Origin of the sequence: Nocardia araoensis NBRC 100135, from assembly GCF_000308435.1 — a bacterium.
GTDB lineage: Bacteria > Actinomycetota > Actinomycetes > Mycobacteriales > Mycobacteriaceae > Nocardia > Nocardia araoensis.
The window spans coordinates 12,491-28,782 of sequence record NZ_BAFR01000167.1; the positions used below are offsets into that span (position 1 = coordinate 12,491).

Genomic DNA, 16,292 nt, shown 5'->3' on the forward strand with positions numbered 1-16,292 from the left:
CCGCACATCCGGACAGATGTTGACAGCGCTCACATCGTCGCCTTAGCATCACCGATGTAAGCAACGTTAACATCTAGGAGATGGTTATGGCGCGGACTACGCATGCGGCGGTCACCGTCGATTTGGGCGGCCGCTCGGTCGATGTCCCGGAGGGCGGCCTGTACGACCGCTTTCGGATGGACACCGACCTGGACGTCGTCGCGGCCGATCCACGGGTGAGCAGTGTCGATTTCTTCCGGCAGCTGCCGAAGGCGCGGGTCGACTCTCCGATCGGCCCGACCTGGACGCCGAACTTCTACTACCGCATTTCCACCGCACGCCTGACGATGCTCGCGCCGTCGCGTGCGATCCGCTCCCGGCTCCCGGAAGAGCTGGCTCCGCTGGAACTCGCGCCCGGCCTCGGCCTCATCTCGGTGATGTTCTTCCGGTACGACGTGTGCGACATCGACTTCTACACCGAGGCCGCCGTCGGCGTCGCTGTCAAACCCGCGCGCCACCGCGGACTCGGGTTCCTCGACCTTCTCGCAGGGCTGAAAAACGACCACCTCCACTCTTATGTCCTCTCCCTTCCCGTCAACAGCGACATCGCCCAGGTGCGCGGCCACGACGGCTACGGCTTCCCGAAGTGGGTCACGGACATCGAGGTCGACATCGACGCGAGCCGCGCCACGGCGCGTGTCGCGAACGGCGACGGTGAAACGGACGTGGCCTTCTCCGCGCGCACTCCTCGCCAGACAGCGCATGCCTCGGGCGAACAGGTCTCGAGCATGACCTCGTACACCACGATCAACGGTGCGTGGCACTCGACGCTCAGCCAGACCAACGTCCTCTCGGCCGGGACCACGCGGCTGCCCCGCGGCATCGACCTGCAGCTCGGCGCCGGTCGTGTCTCCGACGACATTCGTTCGCTGCGGCCGTTCCGGACCATCCAGCTCGACGTCGTGACCGAGGGGCAGAACGCCCTCCACATGCCGGTCCCCACCTCCGTCCGTAGTCCCCACGGAGCCCTGCGATGACCATCGACCATGCCCTCGCCCTTCCCACCACCCTGACCTCCTCACTCGTCGGTCGGCTGATCTCGCTGGTGGCGGCGGCCCCGAACGCTGCGAGGACGACCACGAACGCCCCGTACACCGGCACGCCGCTGGCCGATTTCCCCGTCTCCACTCCCGCGGATGTCGAGAATGCGTTCGCCCGCGCCCGCGTTGCCCAGGCCCGCTGGGCAGCGGTCCCGGTTCGCGAGCGCAAGCGAATCCTGTTGCGCTTCCACGACCTGGTGCTCGAGCGCCAGGACGAGGCGCTGGACCTGATGCAGGCCGAGAGCGGCAAGACTCGTCGCGATGCCTTCCTCGAAGTCATCGACATCGCCATCACCGCGCGCTACTACGCGCGCAGCGCCGCCCGCCTGGTTCCACGAGCCGACGATCCTGGCCGGCGTCACCACGGAGATGACGCTTTTCGCCCACGAGACCTTCGGTCCTGTGGTGTCGATCTACCCGTACCGCGACGTGGAGGAGGCGATCGCGATGGCGAACGCCACCCCGTACGGGCTCAACGCCAGCGTCTGGTCCCGCAACGGCGCCCGGGCCCGCGCAGTCGCAGCCCGGCTGCACGCCGGAACCGTCAACGTCAACGAGGCCTTCGCCGCCGCGTGGGGCAGCATCGACGCGCCGATGGGTGGCATGGGCGACTCCGGTCTCGGTCGCAGGCACGGCGCCGAAGGGCTGCTGAAGTACACCGAGCCCCAGACCGTCGCGCACCAGCGCGTGCAAGGCTTCAGCCCACCCCGCGGTGTCAGCCATGACCGGTGGTCCCGAATCCTCACCCTCGCCCTCGCCCTCGAGGCACTACGACGAGTGGGTGCACACTGAGTCGACCGAACGCGCCCCAGCGATGAGACCACGTGAAGAAGTAGAACCAACGACGCACGAAGGAGATCACGCATGACCAAGCGCATCTTGAACGTCGTCACCAACGTCGGCCACTACGACGACCCGTCCCACCCGACCGGACTGTGGTTGTCCGAGCTCACCCATGCCTGGCGTGTCTTCGAAGAGCACGGATTCGAGCAGACCCTCGTCAGCCCGGCGGGCGGCCCCACGCCCTTGGAACCGCGGTCGCTGAAGTTCCCCAGCTATGACAAGACCGCGAAGGCCTGGCGGTCCGATCCGGCACGAATGGCGCTTCTGGAGAGCACCGCCCACCCCGACCAAATCGAACCGGCCGACTACGACGCCATCTACTTCACCGGCGGGCACGCGGTGATGTACGACTTCCCCGACAACGCGGGTCTGCAGCGCATCACCCGAGAGATCTACGAACGCGGCGGCATCGTAGCTTCGGTCTGCCACGGTTACTGCGGCCTGCTCAATACCAAGCTCTCCGACGGCACGTACCTAGTCGCCGGACGCAAGCTCACTGGGTTCGCATGGCAGGAGGAAGTCCTCGCTCGAGTGAACAAGCTCGTGCCCTACAACGTCGAGGCCGAGATGAAGAAGCGTGGCGCCAGGTACGAGAAGGCCAAGCTGCCGTTCGTCTCCTACGCCGTCGTGGACGGGAACCTCGTGACCGGCCAGAACCCTTGGTCCGCCAAGGAGACGGCGAAGAAGGTCGCCGACCTCCTGTGAGGCGAAGACACCAGCCGGTGGCCGGCGCTGCGCATCAGGACGCAACAGCGGATGTCAAAAAGCGAACTTTGCGACGGCTTGCGCGGTGACCGGCGTGAAGAGGTTGATCAGGTTGCCGTCGGGATCGCGGAACAGCAACGACCGGTTCCCCCACGGCATCGTCGTGGGCTCGTTGACGAAATCCTCGACCGCATCCCGCAACCTTCGGTAATCGGCATCGACATCGGGGACCAGGAATTCGATGATCGCGGTGTGGTTGTCGGCTGGGCGCGCGCTGCCTGCCGCGAACAGCGCCACGGTGCGGATGCTTCCGATCGCGAGTGTGCCGGCCGGTGTGACGATTTCGGCGAAATCCGGTGTAGCCCAGGTTCCTTCGATACCGGTCACGTGCTGATAGAAGCTGACCAACCGCTGGATGTCATCGGTGATCAGGCGGATCGAGACGAGCTTCATTGTGTGCTCCTGCTGTCGGATGAGGCGGAAGTTCCGCCGCCGCATGCCACGGTAGGTTCGATACCGGACACTTTCCGCCCGGTATAGATGCGAGAATTCCCGATGACGCGCCCCACCGCCCGAGTGCTGGCCCTGCTCGAGCTGTTGCAGGCCGGCGGTACCCATACCGTCGGTGAACTGGCCGGACGGCTCGGCGTCGATGAACGCACCGTCAGGCGATACGTCACCCATCTCACCGACCTGGATATCCCCGTCCGATCGGTTCGGGGCCGCTACGGGGGCTACCAGCTCGCCCCCGGATACCGAATGCCGCCGCTGATGCTGACCGACGACGAGGCGGTGGCGGTGTTACTCGGACTCCTCACCAACCGCGGCGCCGACCGATCGACAGCTTCCGCCCGCGCAGCCGACAGCGCGACGGCCAAACTCCGCCGCGTCCTGCCCGCCCGCCTGACGGCCCGGCTGGACGCATTGGTCAACACCGTCGAGTTCACCGCCGAGGCTCGCCCGGAAGTCGCTGTCGAGACCGCCGTCCTGCTCCGCCTCGCCGAGGCCACCCGCGAGCACCGACCGGTCGCGATCGACTACACCGACCGAAACGGGCGGCCCAGCGAGCGGACCGTGCACCCCTATGGGCTCGTCGACCACTCCGGCCGGTGGTACCTGACCGGGCAGGACAGCAACAGTGACGAACTACGCCAGTTCCGAGTGGACCGCATCACCGCGGTGACCCCACTGCCCGGAACGTTCACTCCGCCCGCCGGCTTCGAGCCGGCAGCTCACCTGCTGTCCGCACTTGCCACGGCGCCCTACCGGCACGAGGTATCGATCCGAGTGCAGGGCACGGTCAGCCAGGTCCGCCCGCTGCTCCCCGCGACGATCGCGACCGTGTACGAGATCGAATCCCCGCCGGCCGACACCCGCCCGTGGGTCCGGGTCCGAATCCGGGCCGAACAACTGGACTGGATTCCCCCAGTCCTCGCCGGCCTGAATCTCCCGTTCGTCATCGAACACCCCGACACCCTCAAAGACGCCGTACGCGCCCTGGCCTACCGACTCACCGCGGCCGCCGACGGCCGATACCAAACCGATGGGTAGCCCCCACCGGGCACCTAGACCCGATCCTGGCCGGGATCAAGCCCTACCACCAGTCTCGAGTAGCCGCATAGCGCGCTGATCGAAACCGGCCAGCGGGCAGTGCTGGCGGAACGACGGAGCCTTTGCCAGATACCAGATGGGGGCTCAGCAGAGTCTCTACCAGCAGCGAACGATCAGCACGACCTACTTCTTCGCAGCGCCTCAGACGTTGAAGCGGAACTCGACCACGTTACGCAGTAGAATCACGTCGTTCCTTGCCGCGCCGCGATCTACCTTCGGGTGAGCCTCGATCAGACCGGCGAAGGGCTTGCCGTCGAGCGCCAGCGCGAGGACTGCGAGGCAATCGCCAAGTCCAAGGGGTGGACGGTGGTCGAAACGTACACGGACAACAGCATCTCCGCGTTCAACAAGGCGAAGAACCGGCCCGCCTACGACCAGATGGTCGAGGACTACAAGGCCGGCCGGTTCAACGCCCTGATCACTTGGGACCTCGACAGGCTTACACGCCAGCCTCGCCAGCTCGAGGACTGGATCGATGCGGCTGAAACGCAAGGGCTTCGGCTCGTCACCGCCAACGGTGAGGCTGACCTGCAAACCGACGGTGGCCGGATGTACGCCCGTATCAAGGCAGCGGTCGCGCGGGCCGAAATGGAACGGAAGGGTGCACGACAAAGCCGCGCTCAACGCCAGCGAGCTGCCAAGGGCCGACCTCCGCGGGGTATCCGCGCCACTGGGTACACCCTCGACGGTGAGCTGATACCGGACGAGGCCGAAGCGGTCCGGGCGGTGTACCAAGCCTTCGCAAATGGATCATCGCTGAAGGCCATAGCGGCTGCACTCTCCGGCGCCGAGCCGACCGTTCGTGCAGTAGCCGACCGAACTATGGTCCAGGATCTCCCAAAGTCGGTTCCGCAGCTGCCAACACGTAGCGGCAGACCATGGAATCCAACATCTGTGATCTCGATACTTCGAAACCCGCGGTACGCGGGCTGGAGCATGCTCGATGGGGAAGTAGTTCGCGACGAGACCGGGGCACCGGTGCACGGCATCTGGGAAGCCATTGTGCCGGACAGGCTCTGGCTTGATGTGCAACGCAGACTGGACGACCCGCGGCGGAAGTCCAACCGCGCGGGTACCGAACGCAAACACCTTGGATCCGGCCTATACCTCTGCGGTGTCTGCGACTCGCCCGTCCGGGCGCACGGTCTCCGATACCGCTGTGCAGGGCACATCATGCGAGTCCGAAACATGGTCGACAGCTTCGTGTTGCAGTTCGTTGAACGGAGACTCGCCCAACCGGACCTCGCTGATCTGCTCGTCAAACAGGACGATGACCGGATCGAAACACTCGTCCGGGCAGAACAGACAGAACGTGATCGACTCAAACGAGCACGTGCCGATTACAAGGCGGAACTGATCGATGGCGAGCTATTCGCCGAGATCAAGCAAGAGACGGAAGACAAGATCGCAGCTCTGGAAACTGAACGAATCGGCCTCACAGCGGGCACGGCCGCATCCGAGATCTTGCGTGCCCCTCCGCCGGCCGATGCCTTCAACGAAGCCGACCTCGCCGCCCGCCGAGCGGTGATCGAGTTGTTGTGCGAGGTCCGCTTGTACTCGGCACCGCGCGGGCGAAAGGCATTCGCCCCCAGTCTGTGCGCATTATCCCGAAGTGAGAGCCGACGACCCCAGAGCAGTGGATTATGAGATCAAACACTGCGAACACTGTCCTGACTAGTCAAAACCCCAGTCAGGAGTATGCAAAATTGTAAAACACATTGCTATCGATCGGTATACGTTGCGATCTTGATGCGCTCCAGTGCGGCTTAGATCGATTCCAGTATGCGCACCACAGTTTTACCAGGTCGAGGTGCCCTGCAGGCTGGTAGGAGTAAGCACCGACCCTGAAGATGAGGAAGGGCCTTGCTGCCGGGCCCTTTCCACGTCCGGGAAATGAGCCCTCTCACATGAGGTCGAATATCGAAAGCCTGCGCTGGTCACGGTTCGAGGATGGCCCGGATCTGGTCGGCGGCCCGGCGCGCGGTCGCCACATCGACGGCCGCAATCGGTTCCTCGGTCCCCGGCGAACCAGGCCGGTCCGACCGTGAACGGCGCACCGGTGAGCGCCACCCCGAGCGCTCCGAGATCGCAGATGATCGTATCGCCGGACAGCGGGTCGGAGACGACTCGACGATGATGAACTGGCGCCGGATGCGGTTGTAGTCGTTGGAGCTCACGATCAGAGGTTTTCCGTCCAGCCATACCGCTAAGCGTGCCGCCGACGGCGGTAGATGGTCGCTAAAGCCGACATCGGGAGCACCGGACCCCGGCAGGGTACCGGCCGAGAATGATCATGTTGCGCAAGATCGAGTAGTACACTGCTCGCGACTTACTCTAGCGCCCTGCAGGCCATATCAATGGCCGATATGTAACAACAGATTGAGCCGCGACTTTTATTACATTTGACTTATTCTCTAAAGAATGACAACCGAGGAGGTCGGCACCCGATGGAGAATATTCTATTTCAATTCTCGGCACTACGACCTGCGATACTCAGCGATGCGATCTCACCGATTATCCTCATCGAAGGAAAAGAGATTGAGGGCACCAATCCTAAAAAGGATCGAGAGCCGCATGCGCGGAATATTATAGAACTAACTCACGGTTGGATCAGCTCTCCAGATTTCAAAGATACGCTCACCTTCGACGATCTTCGAAGCCACCTAACCGAGGATCCTTCGAAATGGAGTCCCGACTTACTGGACGGAGTAATCGAGGAGTTACGTTTCAACGTGATAGATAATTTCTGGATGCTTGTATGGATTTACACCCCTGGAGGATGGGCATATGGACCGACAGGAAATAGTTTCAGCGCCGAGATCCCGCTTATCAATTTCCTCATTTACTGCGAAAAGCTCATATCGGCGATGGTAGCCCGGGAATTACCATCTGCAGTTTCGACGTCAACGGTGTCCAGTTGGATATACAAACACCCGCTGTGCATAACTCCTGGCAGAATAATCAAGGACAATCAATGGGTGCCCCGGAAAGCCCTTGCAGTTCCGCTCAGAATCTGCGATCAATTCGTTGTTCGAGACAGCATTGCAGGCTACGAGTCAAGCGAAATATCGGATGTGAAGAGCTTCATACAAGGTGAAGTCACGGCATATCAGAATCGACATTCCGTCATCGACGGATGTAAAATTTCAAGCCCGTGCTCAACCACCACAGGTGGTCCAACCGATATTGCAACTCAGCAGCGATGTTCCATGAAGCAACATACCACTATGATCGCGAATTCCTTAGCCGGGGCCGACAGGTGCATTCACATTGAAACTCACCGTGGTCCTATGCTACTAGGTTTAGATCCAGGGTATCCGAGTATTATTCGAGAGGCCCGCCAGAGGGCTTCCGAGTTTGCGCATGATGTGCTGGAGCGCGGCGTCGAGCGCGTTCGCGAACACTCTGTCGACCGTATAGCTTGTCGAGCGCATACTGAAATTGAAGAATCTTGCACTCGCGTGCGAGATAACTCTGACGGCACAGGCAGCAAAATTGAAATTTACAGATGGGTCGACTCGATCTGGACAGCTACATTGAACCGGAGAAAAGAAAGGCGCCTGATACTGGAGTTCCTGGTACCCGATCCAGGGCGGATCTACCGTAGCGGAGTTCCCATTCCCCCACTCGATACGGTCTGCCGACACATCTGTATCTCAAACCTCTTGGGAGGATGGTGGCCAGACACAAGCTACCGCCACGACCAGAACTGGCCGAAACCCGGCGGCCTTGCTAACGCTCCCGGCAGGATCATCCACTTTATGGAGCAAGCTTTCGAATGGAGCGGTATTAAGTACGTTGCTTATCCATTCTATTGGGAGAATATAAATGAGTGGAACAAGATGCAGTCATTTCAACATTACGACCCAAAAGTTCAGGAGTTCATGCATAGCTCGGCCGTACGATTTTATCTACCTGCACGCCTGGAACTTACTGAGGCAGTGCTATTCTTCCTTGCTACGGGAATTCCGTTGCTCTCAAGATTTTCACCCATCCCGGGAGGTTTTGCCACAGAGTATCTGGCTATCGCATCCGAAGTTAGGGCGTCACAAATCACGGACGAAGATGAAGAGTTTGTCAGCAGATTTGACTACCGGCTTCCGACTTGTCTAACGATCCTCGACCCCTCAGAATCTCTACAACATCCATAGAGCTGGTGTCCCTGCATCAAGGACCACGCAGGAACCCGACATGCATTTTGCCGTGCCGACGGGATTCGGTAGGGGGACGACTTCTATACTCTCGACGCGTGCACAACAGTCAGGCCAGTCGTCCTGAGACGAAATACCCGATACCGGGTCATTGATAACGACGGTCCCAAGAAGGCGTCCATGTGTTCACACGGGTCGCGTACCGGCCGCGGGCGCGCGACGACAGCCAAATGTCGGACTCCGCCGCTCAGCGGACGTGAAGAATCCGCCACGGCATCGGAGACCATCGGCTCCCAGCTCTGTGAGTGCGGATGGCTTCAGCGTTGTGGTTTCTGATGCGCCCGCCAGCGAGTAACGTAATGGCGTCGATAGGCGCGAGCCAAAGAGAGCAATGTTTGACTCAGAAGAAATCTAACCATCACCCCATGATCTCAACCTCTTGTGTATTTCTTCGATTCTCAGCGATGCATTCGCGTCCCCCTGCCGGATGGGAACTTGAAACATGGCCGAGCTGATTCGCCCTACTGAAGACGTCCCACCGCGAACTACAAATGGTTGACGGTCCCCACTTTGAGGTGGTACCAGAATGGCAAATATTTCACCCCGGCGAGCCGACACGCGACACATCGCCAAGCCTGCCACACCCGGAAAGACTAGACTATCAATTGCCGATCTATACCTAGCTTCGGCGCCATGATCTATTTCACAACCATCAACATCAGCCACAACATCTCGATTGTGCGAATCCCGGACCGTCTGAATCCCAATCAGCAGCAACCCGCCTCTTGCAGTGTTCGCAAACGCGGCGACGTCGACAGCCAACTCTAAGCGTTTCCTTTCGTCACCCTTGGGATAATGAGTACGCTTGGCGTCGAACAGATCGGATTCAGCACGACCGAGTAGTAAATGCGGAGTGCCAGAAAGTACCGAGGAATACATTTCCTCCGGCGATGCCGCAATTCTCCCTACCAAGAGGTAGTCATGGAGCACCGCTGCCACAAACGCCATTCTTTCGATGTTGCATTCCCCATCTAGAGGCGCGCAGTAAATCGATCCTACATTGTCGGCACTCTGACCCAGAAATACTTCCACATAGGCCATACCCATAGAGTTCAGGAATGGCTCCAGAATGGTTTTCACGTCTGCCGCATCTAGAAAAATTCGACTCGGCAACGCTATTTCGGAAATGAATACCAATCCCCGCGTGCTGTAGTCTAAAATAATCAGGTCACGCACAACACTGGAATGAGAACTCCACAGTGAGTTGGTAACTCCAACGGCTTCAGGATGGTAAAAAATATTCCATCCCACATAAGCTTCGTCTACCAACTTGTCCAAAGGCAGCAACTCACCCATTGCGGCAGATAGCTCAGCGGCCGTTAGATCCCGCACGTCTTCAAAGTTGGCATCAAAGTCCACCAAGTTGTCCGACCTCGCCACAACTCGGTCATCACTTCTGCGGAACTCCGAGGTACCCGAATCCCACCAGATCCTCAGTTTTTGATTTTTCCTCAATCAAGCTCCATAGGTAGGTCATGCTAGTTGCCGAATCAAGATTCAAACATTCCGGTCTGAGAATATCAGCCAACGAAAAATTTCCGTGCCAGAACCGCCTATCAAACACTGCCAACGCTCGACCAGATAACGCTTTCGTTCTAAAACGTCATCACCGAACGATAAAGAGATTCCTAACAGTAGTTCAATCCGTCAAGGCCCATCTCGATGCGTCTCAGACTGCACTTGCTATGCCCAACGAACCCCACTACGCCTGTGCGTCGTTGGGCTTTGAGGGCGACCGGTGAAACTCAAGACGCATTGGTCGCTCCCAATCTTCGACGCAGAGAAGATCATCAAATCCGATCTCGTTCAACGCTTTCACTAGCTCGCCCGTCGGGATGGCGCAGTAGAATGGCGCAGCATTAGGGCGGCCTCTGTCGAAAGCCTCTCGTGCAACCAAGCCGATGACCCGACCGTCGTGCGCAACTATTGGGCCGCCGCTGTTTCCAGGCCGAGTGATCGCCGAATACAAGGAGTACGACGTTCCATCTTGCGCGACCATTGCCGGGTTCACCACATCGCCGCGCTGAACAGTCAAATAAGCACTAGCGGCTGTCGGAACAGGCGGGTAGCCGAAAACGTAGGTTTCGTCAGCCCATTCAGGTGCGCGCCACGCCATTCCTCGGGGCGGAGCGAGAGTCTGATCGTTTCCAGACGGTTCCACGCTCACAACTGCCACGTCGATACGACCGTGCACCTTGACATCGACAACCCGCACCCGACGCGCCGGAGATACTTCGCCGTCGCTTCCTGGAACGAGCGCCGTTGGGAACTCGATCTCATCGTCTAAGGTCATATCTTCTACGACGTGCGCATTCGTCAACACATGGGCGTCATCGACGAGGATGCCACTACCTATCCCAACGTCACCAGCTGCGTTCGTACCTGTAAGCGGTACAGCGGCCGCGCTGTAGCGATGGATGATCAGCTCCGCGCCGAGCACATCCGCGAGCCAGAGATCGCCCGAGAACTGAGCGGTCGTCGGAGGCTCGGACGTCGAATATGCGTGTGCAAGGACCGGTGTTCGATGCACTCGCCCGAGGTTAGTCAACAACCCAACCCGGACCATTTCATTGAGCAGTCTCTCGATATCCGCAGGATGTGTCCAGACGTCGCGCACGTCGCGCCTACCGAGGTAGTCAGCAAACTGGCGGGCGTTGAGCACCTGTGCGTAGCCAGTCCGTTCGATGCCAAGTACGGGCAGCACAGCATCCTGCCTGAACGGCGAGAAGAACCGAAGCGCTTCAGTCGCAATGGTCGTCTTCCACGAGAGACCGTCCCGTCGCGCGATCATGCGAGGAGGTGCTACTTCTTCGCAGATGGATGATCGGGGACAGCACCAGCGGTCCACGAGCGTTCACGGCCGTTATAGCACAGCCATCGACCGTGGATAATTACCCATAGGTAGTCGATCTCTGCAGGAACCGCAAGCGGTTCGGTGGGCAGGTACGCTTCACCGAGTTCCTCAACGGTGTGCCAGTCACCGACGGTCAGGTCGGCAACAAGTACCGCGTGGCGCTGTCCCGCCTCCCGGCCGAGCGACTTCCGCAGGTTCTTGCTGTGGTCCCCGTCGAGGTATGTCTGCAGGATCTCGATGATCCCATTGGAGTCCAGTGCTCTCGCGTGCCCGAATCCAACACTCAGGGCAAACATCCCCGGCCCCAGACCGGCAGGAATGTCCTTCATACGAACGCATTGCCCACCACGCACTAGGCGGCCAACATTCATACATGCCCAGTACGCCTCGTTTGGCTCCGCGGGGAGCAATCGCCAATCCTCGATGCCGTTCCGTTCGAGCACCAGCAGGTGCGGCTCAAGCATCTTCTCAAGCTTCCTGCCCCTCGGCAAGGCGTCTGCCTGGCAATCCTCAGTGATAGCTTCGAGCGCGTTGGGTGTTATGACGAGGTAGGTCCACAGCCAAGAAAGCTTCGACCGAACGTTAAACTCTGTTGTCCGCATCGCCTCTGTGACAGCGATGTGCTCTCGGCTCGTCAGTCCCTTGACCTCTACAGAGATCGAGGAGTCCTTGGTACGAAAGTCCGGAGTTGGGACTTTCGATTTCCCCGGCTCGACCTTGTCCAGCTGTACGTTAAGCGCCTCGGAGAGAACTGCTTTCGCAAGCAGTTCGTTCGCCTCCTGCTTCGTCATCAGCATCATGCAAATCTAGCTGCCGCCGACCGCGGCAGCACCCGGTTTTACATCTCCGCTGGCCACCACCCGCCCTTCCGCTGATCGCGCTGACCGAACCAGCAGCAACACGGTTGACCGTATGCCGTGTGAGCCCTACATGAATTCACACGAGTCTCTCAGGTGGGTAGCGGTGAAGCCGCGGTCGTAGCTCTGGTTCTGATCGAAGAACGTGGCATCCTCCGGCGAGAGGTCGAACCCACAGGAGAGCGCGAGGGCGCGATACACCCTGCGACGGACGGCCCTCATCCACATCGGCGGATGAGGGGCGTCCAGTCAGTGCGGTGGCTGGTTCACCCCGCGGCTCACTGGGAAGGCGCCAGTACCGGGCTGTTGTGATAGGCGGCGATCAGCCACTGATGGTCGCGCTTCTCGAGGACCCACGTCGCGTTCACCTTGCGCTCGTCGGTGGGAACCTCGGTCTCGCCGGCGAACAGGATGGCGGATTCGCTGATGACGATCGCGGCATCCGCGCCGATGAAGCGGACGCTGAGCTGTTTGTTGTAGGTCGAGCTGCCCGCGAGCGGTCCTGCGAAGGCCAGTGCCATGCTCTGGCGGATCACCTCGCGGCTGTCGCGGAGCGAGCCCGTCATGATGGCGGTCGCGTCGGCGGTGTAGTTGGCCACCATGGCGTCGGCGTCGCCCGCCTCCCACGCCTTGTAGGAATCGGCCAGCACGGCCTGGATCGCGGTCTCGTCTGCGGCGCGATGGTTCGACATCGGAGTCTCCCTTGTTGGTCGGATCGCCTGCAGTGTTCCGGCGACCTCGGGAATACATACCGGCGGCGGCATCCGAACTCATCGCGCCGCTGGAAGGAAACTTCGGGTCTAAGCGTCGAGTCGGGCCGCCAGGCCGAAAGTCGCGAAAACCTCGGGATCTTGGAACACCGAATTCCGGCTGATGCCCTCGGCGGTGACTGTGAAGATCTGGAGCGTATGCAGTTCGTAGCGGCCACCGACGCGCTGATAGGCGGCGAATCCGGGTTGGCCGCCGTTGGCGGCGACCTGCTGGAGAACCCAGTCCTTCCCGGCCACCTCGAAGACCCATTCCATGAATCGGCCGTAGTTGCCGCGGCCGGAGAACCAGTTGAGCATCGGCGGCATCTCCATGATGACGTCCTCGGTGAGCAGACGCTTGAGGCCCTCGATGTCGGCGTGCGCGAACGCCGACATGTAGCGCTCGACCCAGGCGCGCTGCTCGGTCGTGGACGGTTCGCTGACCCGTTCCAACCCGACCCCGATCTCTTTCAGGCGGGTGCGCGCCCGCTGCAGGGAGCTGTTCACCGATACGACGGTGGTGCCGAGAATTTCGGCCGTCTCGGCCGCGGAGAAGCTGAGCACCTCACGCAGGATCAGCGCACCGCGCTGACGCGCCGACAGGTGCTGCAGGGCGGAAGCGAATGCCAAGCGCAGGCTGCTGTGATCGATCACGGTCCCGGACGGATCGGCGTTGTCCAGCAACGAATCCGGTAAGGGCTGCAGCCAGGCGGCGTGCTCTCCCCGCACGAACGGCCCGAGCGGATCCGCCGCTGCCACCAGTCCAGATGGCAGCGGTCGGCCGCCGCGAGTCCGCAGCGCGGTCAGGCAGACGTTGGTCGCGATCCGGTAGAGCCAGGTGCGCAGTGAGCTGCGCGTTTCGTCGTACTGCTCCCGCGCCCGCCACGCCCGCAGATACGTGTCCTGGACCAGGTCCTCTGCGTCGTGCGCCGAGCCCAGCATCCGATAGCAGTACGCCAGCAGCTCCGTCCGGAACGGTTCGATCCGACGATCGAAGCCGTCTTCCCTCGTCATCACGCCTCATCTCCACGGCCGTCGCGAGCACCATACCGGCGACCGCGGTGGTCATCCCCTACGGAAGGGTCGACCACCAGCCTCCCGACCATCCGCTTCAGCCGCATACCGCGCCGACCGAACCGGCCGCCGCGCGGTGCCGGGCGAACGACCGAGCCCCCAGGGCACCGGGAGGGGCTCAGCAGAGTCTCTACCAGCAGCGATGCGCTGACCTACTCACAGAATGTCAGACGTTGAAGCGGAACTCGACCACATCGCCGTCGGCCATGACGTAGTCCTTGCCTTCCATACGGACCTTGCCCGCGGCTTTGGCGGCGGCCATGGAGCCTGCCTCGACGAGGTCGTCGAAGGCGACCACTTCGGCCTTGATGAAGCCGCGTTCGAAGTCGGTGTGGATGACGCCTGCGGCCTTCGGGGCGGTGTCGCCCTGGTGGATGGTCCAGGCGCGGGCCTCTTTCGGGCCCGCGGTGAGGTAGGTCTGCAGGCCGAGGGTGTGGAAGCCGGCGCGGGCCAGGGCGTGCAGGCCGGGTTCGGTCTGGCCGATGGATTCGAGGAGTTCGGTGGCGGATTCCTCGTCGAGTTCGAGCAGTTCGGCTTCCACCTTGGCGTCGAGGAACACCGAATCGGCCGGAGCGACGGAAGCTTTCAGCTCGGCGACCTTCGCCTCGTCGGTGAGCACCGACTCGTCGGCGTTGAAGACGTAGAGGAAGGGCTTGGTGGTGAGCAGCGAAAGTTCTTTCAGCAGCTCGGTGTCGACCTTGTCGGCCGCGGCGAACAGGGTGGTGCCGCTGTTGAGGATCTCCTGCGCGGCCTTGGCGGCGTCGGCGACCGGCTTGCGGTCCTTCTTGACCTTCGCCTCCTTCTCCAACCGCACGACCGCCTTATCCAAGGTCTGCAGGTCGGCCAGGATGAGTTCGGTCTCGATCACCTCGATGTCGGCGCTCGGGTCGACGCGGCCGTCGACGTGCACCACGTCGTCGTCGGCGAACACCCGCACCACCTGGCAGATGGCGTCGGCCTCGCGGATGTTGGCGAGGAATTTGTTACCCAGACCCGCACCCTCGGAAGCGCCCTTCACGATGCCTGCGATGTCGACGAACGACACGGTGGCGGGCACGATCCGCTCGGAGGAGAAGATCTCGGCCAGCTTGCCCAGCCTCGGGTCGGGCAGCGGAACCACGCCGACGTTCGGCTCGATGGTCGCGAACGGGTAGTTCGCGGCAAGCACGTCGTTCTTGGTCAGCGCGTTGAACAGCGTCGACTTCCCGACGTTTGGCAAACCGACAATTCCGAGGGTGAGACTCACGAGGAACAGAGTCTACGCGCCACACCCGCCCCGCCCTCCCTCGAGTGGCACATGGTGGAGGGGCTTCTCGCACTTTGCCGCAGCCATGTGCCACTCGCGGCCCATTTCAGGGGGTGAGGACGACTTTGCCTAGGTTGGCGTGGGCTTCGATGACGGCGTGGGCGGTGGCGGCTTGGTCGAGGGGGTATTCGGCGTGTACGGCGGGGCGTAGTTGGCCGGAGGCGTAGTACTGCCAGAGTTCTTGGCGCCAGTGTTCGTAGACGTCGGGCTGGGTTTGCGCGATGCGGGCCATTTGGAAGCCGATGACGGATTTCGCGCCGACGAGCAGGTCGTAGGCCTGGATGGTGCCGCCGCCGGAACTGTAGGCGACCAACCGGCCGCCGGGGGCCAGCGCGGCGAGCGCGGGTGAGAGCAGGTCGCCGCCGACCGCGTCGAGCGCGTAGTCGGCGGGAGCGCCCCAGGAGTCCTGGCCGTACTCCACCACGTCGTCGGCTCCGAGTTCTCGAACGAACTCCGCCTTCGCCAGATCCGACACCGCGCCGACCACGCGCGCCGCGCCACGCACCCGCGCCAACTGGACCGCGAGGTGGCCGACGCCGCTCGCGGCCGCGGTGATCAGGGCGGACTCGCCCTCCCGGGGCGATGCGGCGCTGAGCGCGCCGAGCGCCACCAGGCCGCTGCGCACCAGCGCGACCGCGTCGACGGCCGACGCGCCGTCCGGAATCGGCGACGCCATGGCCGCCGAGAGCAGGGCGTAGTCGGCGTAGCCGTGTCCGAACACGAGGCCGGTCACGCGGTAGCCGGGCGCGTATCGGTCGACGCCCTCACCAACCGCGACCACCTCGCCCGCGACCTCGCCGCCCAGCGCGATCGGTTCGCGCTGCTCACGCACCTTCCGCACCACCGGGAGGGTCACTCCGACCGCCTCGACGCGGACCAGAAGCTCACCCGGCCCCGGTGTCGGGACTTCGACCGAGACGAGCTCGAGCACCTCGGGACCACCGCTGCGCTCGTACTGCACCCGCCGCATCACACCTCCAGATTTCGTCAGAACGCGCAACGG

14 protein-coding genes and 1 pseudogene are annotated in these 16,292 nt (G+C 61.9%); 7 read left to right on the forward strand and 8 right to left on the reverse strand.

Annotated elements, in window-relative coordinates; all coding sequences use genetic code 11:
- Positions 1-80 precede the first annotated feature (80 nt).
- From ON21_RS23125 to ON21_RS23135, 4 genes and pseudogenes are all read left to right on the forward strand, one after another.
- Positions 81-1,016: an acetoacetate decarboxylase family protein gene (locus ON21_RS23125; RefSeq protein ID WP_373281146.1), complete on the forward strand. Its 936-nt coding sequence runs from the start codon at positions 81-83 to the stop codon at positions 1,014-1,016.
- Positions 1,013-1,346, forward strand: a pseudogene (locus ON21_RS40830) (aldehyde dehydrogenase family protein); the annotation flags it as partial. The gene ON21_RS23125 and the pseudogene ON21_RS40830, both read left to right, overlap by 4 nt.
- Before the next feature lie 102 nt (positions 1,347-1,448).
- On the forward strand, positions 1,449-1,871 hold the full coding sequence (locus ON21_RS40835; protein ID WP_051021247.1) for an aldehyde dehydrogenase family protein: 423 nt from the start codon (positions 1,449-1,451) through the stop codon (positions 1,869-1,871).
- 72 nt (positions 1,872-1,943) lie between these two features.
- Positions 1,944-2,627, forward strand: coding sequence for a type 1 glutamine amidotransferase domain-containing protein (locus tag ON21_RS23135; RefSeq protein WP_039800660.1), 684 nt, complete (start codon positions 1,944-1,946; stop codon positions 2,625-2,627).
- Between the two features lie 54 nt (positions 2,628-2,681).
- Here the strand turns inward: ON21_RS23135 and ON21_RS23140 are convergent, their stop codons facing one another.
- Positions 2,682-3,080 (reverse strand): VOC family protein, encoded by a 399-nt coding sequence (locus ON21_RS23140; RefSeq protein ID WP_039800744.1) that lies wholly within the window; start codon positions 3,078-3,080, stop codon positions 2,682-2,684.
- A 102-nt stretch (positions 3,081-3,182) separates the two neighbouring features.
- Between ON21_RS23140 and ON21_RS23145 the strand changes: the two genes are divergently transcribed.
- The 3 genes from ON21_RS23145 to ON21_RS38630 all read left to right on the forward strand — a co-directional run bounded on the left by ON21_RS23145 (position 3,183) and on the right by ON21_RS38630 (position 8,389).
- On the forward strand, positions 3,183-4,178 hold the full coding sequence (locus tag ON21_RS23145; RefSeq protein ID WP_039800746.1) for a helix-turn-helix transcriptional regulator: 996 nt from the start codon (positions 3,183-3,185) through the stop codon (positions 4,176-4,178).
- Between the two features lie 267 nt (positions 4,179-4,445).
- Complete coding sequence (locus ON21_RS23150; protein WP_039800662.1) at positions 4,446-5,885, forward strand: recombinase family protein; 1,440 nt, start codon at positions 4,446-4,448, stop codon at positions 5,883-5,885.
- Between the two features lie 800 nt (positions 5,886-6,685).
- Positions 6,686-8,389: a hypothetical protein gene (locus ON21_RS38630; RefSeq protein WP_157170929.1), complete on the forward strand. Its 1,704-nt coding sequence runs from the start codon at positions 6,686-6,688 to the stop codon at positions 8,387-8,389.
- Between the two features lie 411 nt (positions 8,390-8,800).
- Here the strand turns inward: ON21_RS38630 and ON21_RS38635 are convergent, their stop codons facing one another.
- The 7 genes from ON21_RS38635 to ON21_RS23180 form a co-directional block, all read right to left on the reverse strand.
- A complete protein-coding gene (locus ON21_RS38635) occupies positions 8,801-9,811 on the reverse strand; it encodes an AlbA family DNA-binding domain-containing protein (protein WP_157170930.1) in 1,011 nt (336 codons plus the stop codon).
- Between the two features lie 340 nt (positions 9,812-10,151).
- Entirely contained in the window at positions 10,152-11,240 is a 1,089-nt protein-coding gene (locus tag ON21_RS37305) for a S1 family peptidase (RefSeq protein WP_083880824.1), read from the reverse strand.
- A gap of 11 nt (positions 11,241-11,251) precedes the next feature.
- A complete protein-coding gene (locus ON21_RS23160) occupies positions 11,252-12,094 on the reverse strand; it encodes a hypothetical protein (RefSeq protein WP_157170931.1) in 843 nt (280 codons plus the stop codon).
- A gap of 344 nt (positions 12,095-12,438) precedes the next feature.
- Complete coding sequence (locus ON21_RS23165; protein ID WP_039800668.1) at positions 12,439-12,852, reverse strand: SgcJ/EcaC family oxidoreductase; 414 nt, start codon at positions 12,850-12,852, stop codon at positions 12,439-12,441.
- A gap of 108 nt (positions 12,853-12,960) precedes the next feature.
- Positions 12,961-13,923 (reverse strand): RNA polymerase subunit sigma-70, encoded by a 963-nt coding sequence (locus ON21_RS23170; protein WP_039800670.1) that lies wholly within the window; start codon positions 13,921-13,923, stop codon positions 12,961-12,963.
- Between the two features lie 226 nt (positions 13,924-14,149).
- Entirely contained in the window at positions 14,150-15,229 is a 1,080-nt protein-coding gene (gene ychF / locus ON21_RS23175; RefSeq protein WP_039800672.1) for a redox-regulated ATPase YchF, read from the reverse strand.
- A gap of 106 nt (positions 15,230-15,335) precedes the next feature.
- Positions 15,336-16,259 carry a quinone oxidoreductase family protein gene (locus ON21_RS23180; protein ID WP_039800674.1) on the reverse strand — a complete coding sequence of 308 codons (924 nt, stop codon included), beginning with the start codon at positions 16,257-16,259 and terminating at the stop codon, positions 15,336-15,338.
- Positions 16,260-16,292: the final 33 nt, after the last annotated feature.

What these genes read in the sequence shown, in the direction of transcription:
- ON21_RS23125 (WP_373281146.1), top strand. Translation starts at nt 81, where the DNA reads ATGGTTATGGCGCGGACTACGCATGCGGCGGTCACCGTCGATTTGGGC.
- ON21_RS23145 (WP_039800746.1), top strand. Translation starts at nt 3,183, where the DNA reads ATGACGCGCCCCACCGCCCGAGTGCTGGCCCTGCTCGAGCTGTTGCAG.
- ON21_RS23180 (WP_039800674.1), bottom strand. Translation starts at nt 16,259, where the DNA reads ATGCGGCGGGTGCAGTACGAGCGCAGCGGTGGTCCCGAGGTGCTCGAG.
- ON21_RS23160 (WP_157170931.1), bottom strand. Translation starts at nt 12,094, where the DNA reads ATGACGAAGCAGGAGGCGAACGAACTGCTTGCGAAAGCAGTTCTCTCC.
- ON21_RS38630 (WP_157170929.1), top strand. Translation starts at nt 6,686, where the DNA reads ATGGAGAATATTCTATTTCAATTCTCGGCACTACGACCTGCGATACTC.
- ON21_RS40835 (WP_051021247.1), top strand. Translation starts at nt 1,449, where the DNA reads ATGACGCTTTTCGCCCACGAGACCTTCGGTCCTGTGGTGTCGATCTAC.
- ON21_RS23140 (WP_039800744.1), bottom strand. Translation starts at nt 3,080, where the DNA reads ATGAAGCTCGTCTCGATCCGCCTGATCACCGATGACATCCAGCGGTTG.
- ON21_RS23170 (WP_039800670.1), bottom strand. Translation starts at nt 13,923, where the DNA reads ATGACGAGGGAAGACGGCTTCGATCGTCGGATCGAACCGTTCCGGACG.
- ON21_RS23165 (WP_039800668.1), bottom strand. Translation starts at nt 12,852, where the DNA reads ATGTCGAACCATCGCGCCGCAGACGAGACCGCGATCCAGGCCGTGCTG.
- ON21_RS23135 (WP_039800660.1), top strand. Translation starts at nt 1,944, where the DNA reads ATGACCAAGCGCATCTTGAACGTCGTCACCAACGTCGGCCACTACGAC.
- ON21_RS37305 (WP_083880824.1), bottom strand. Translation starts at nt 11,240, where the DNA reads ATGATCGCGCGACGGGACGGTCTCTCGTGGAAGACGACCATTGCGACT.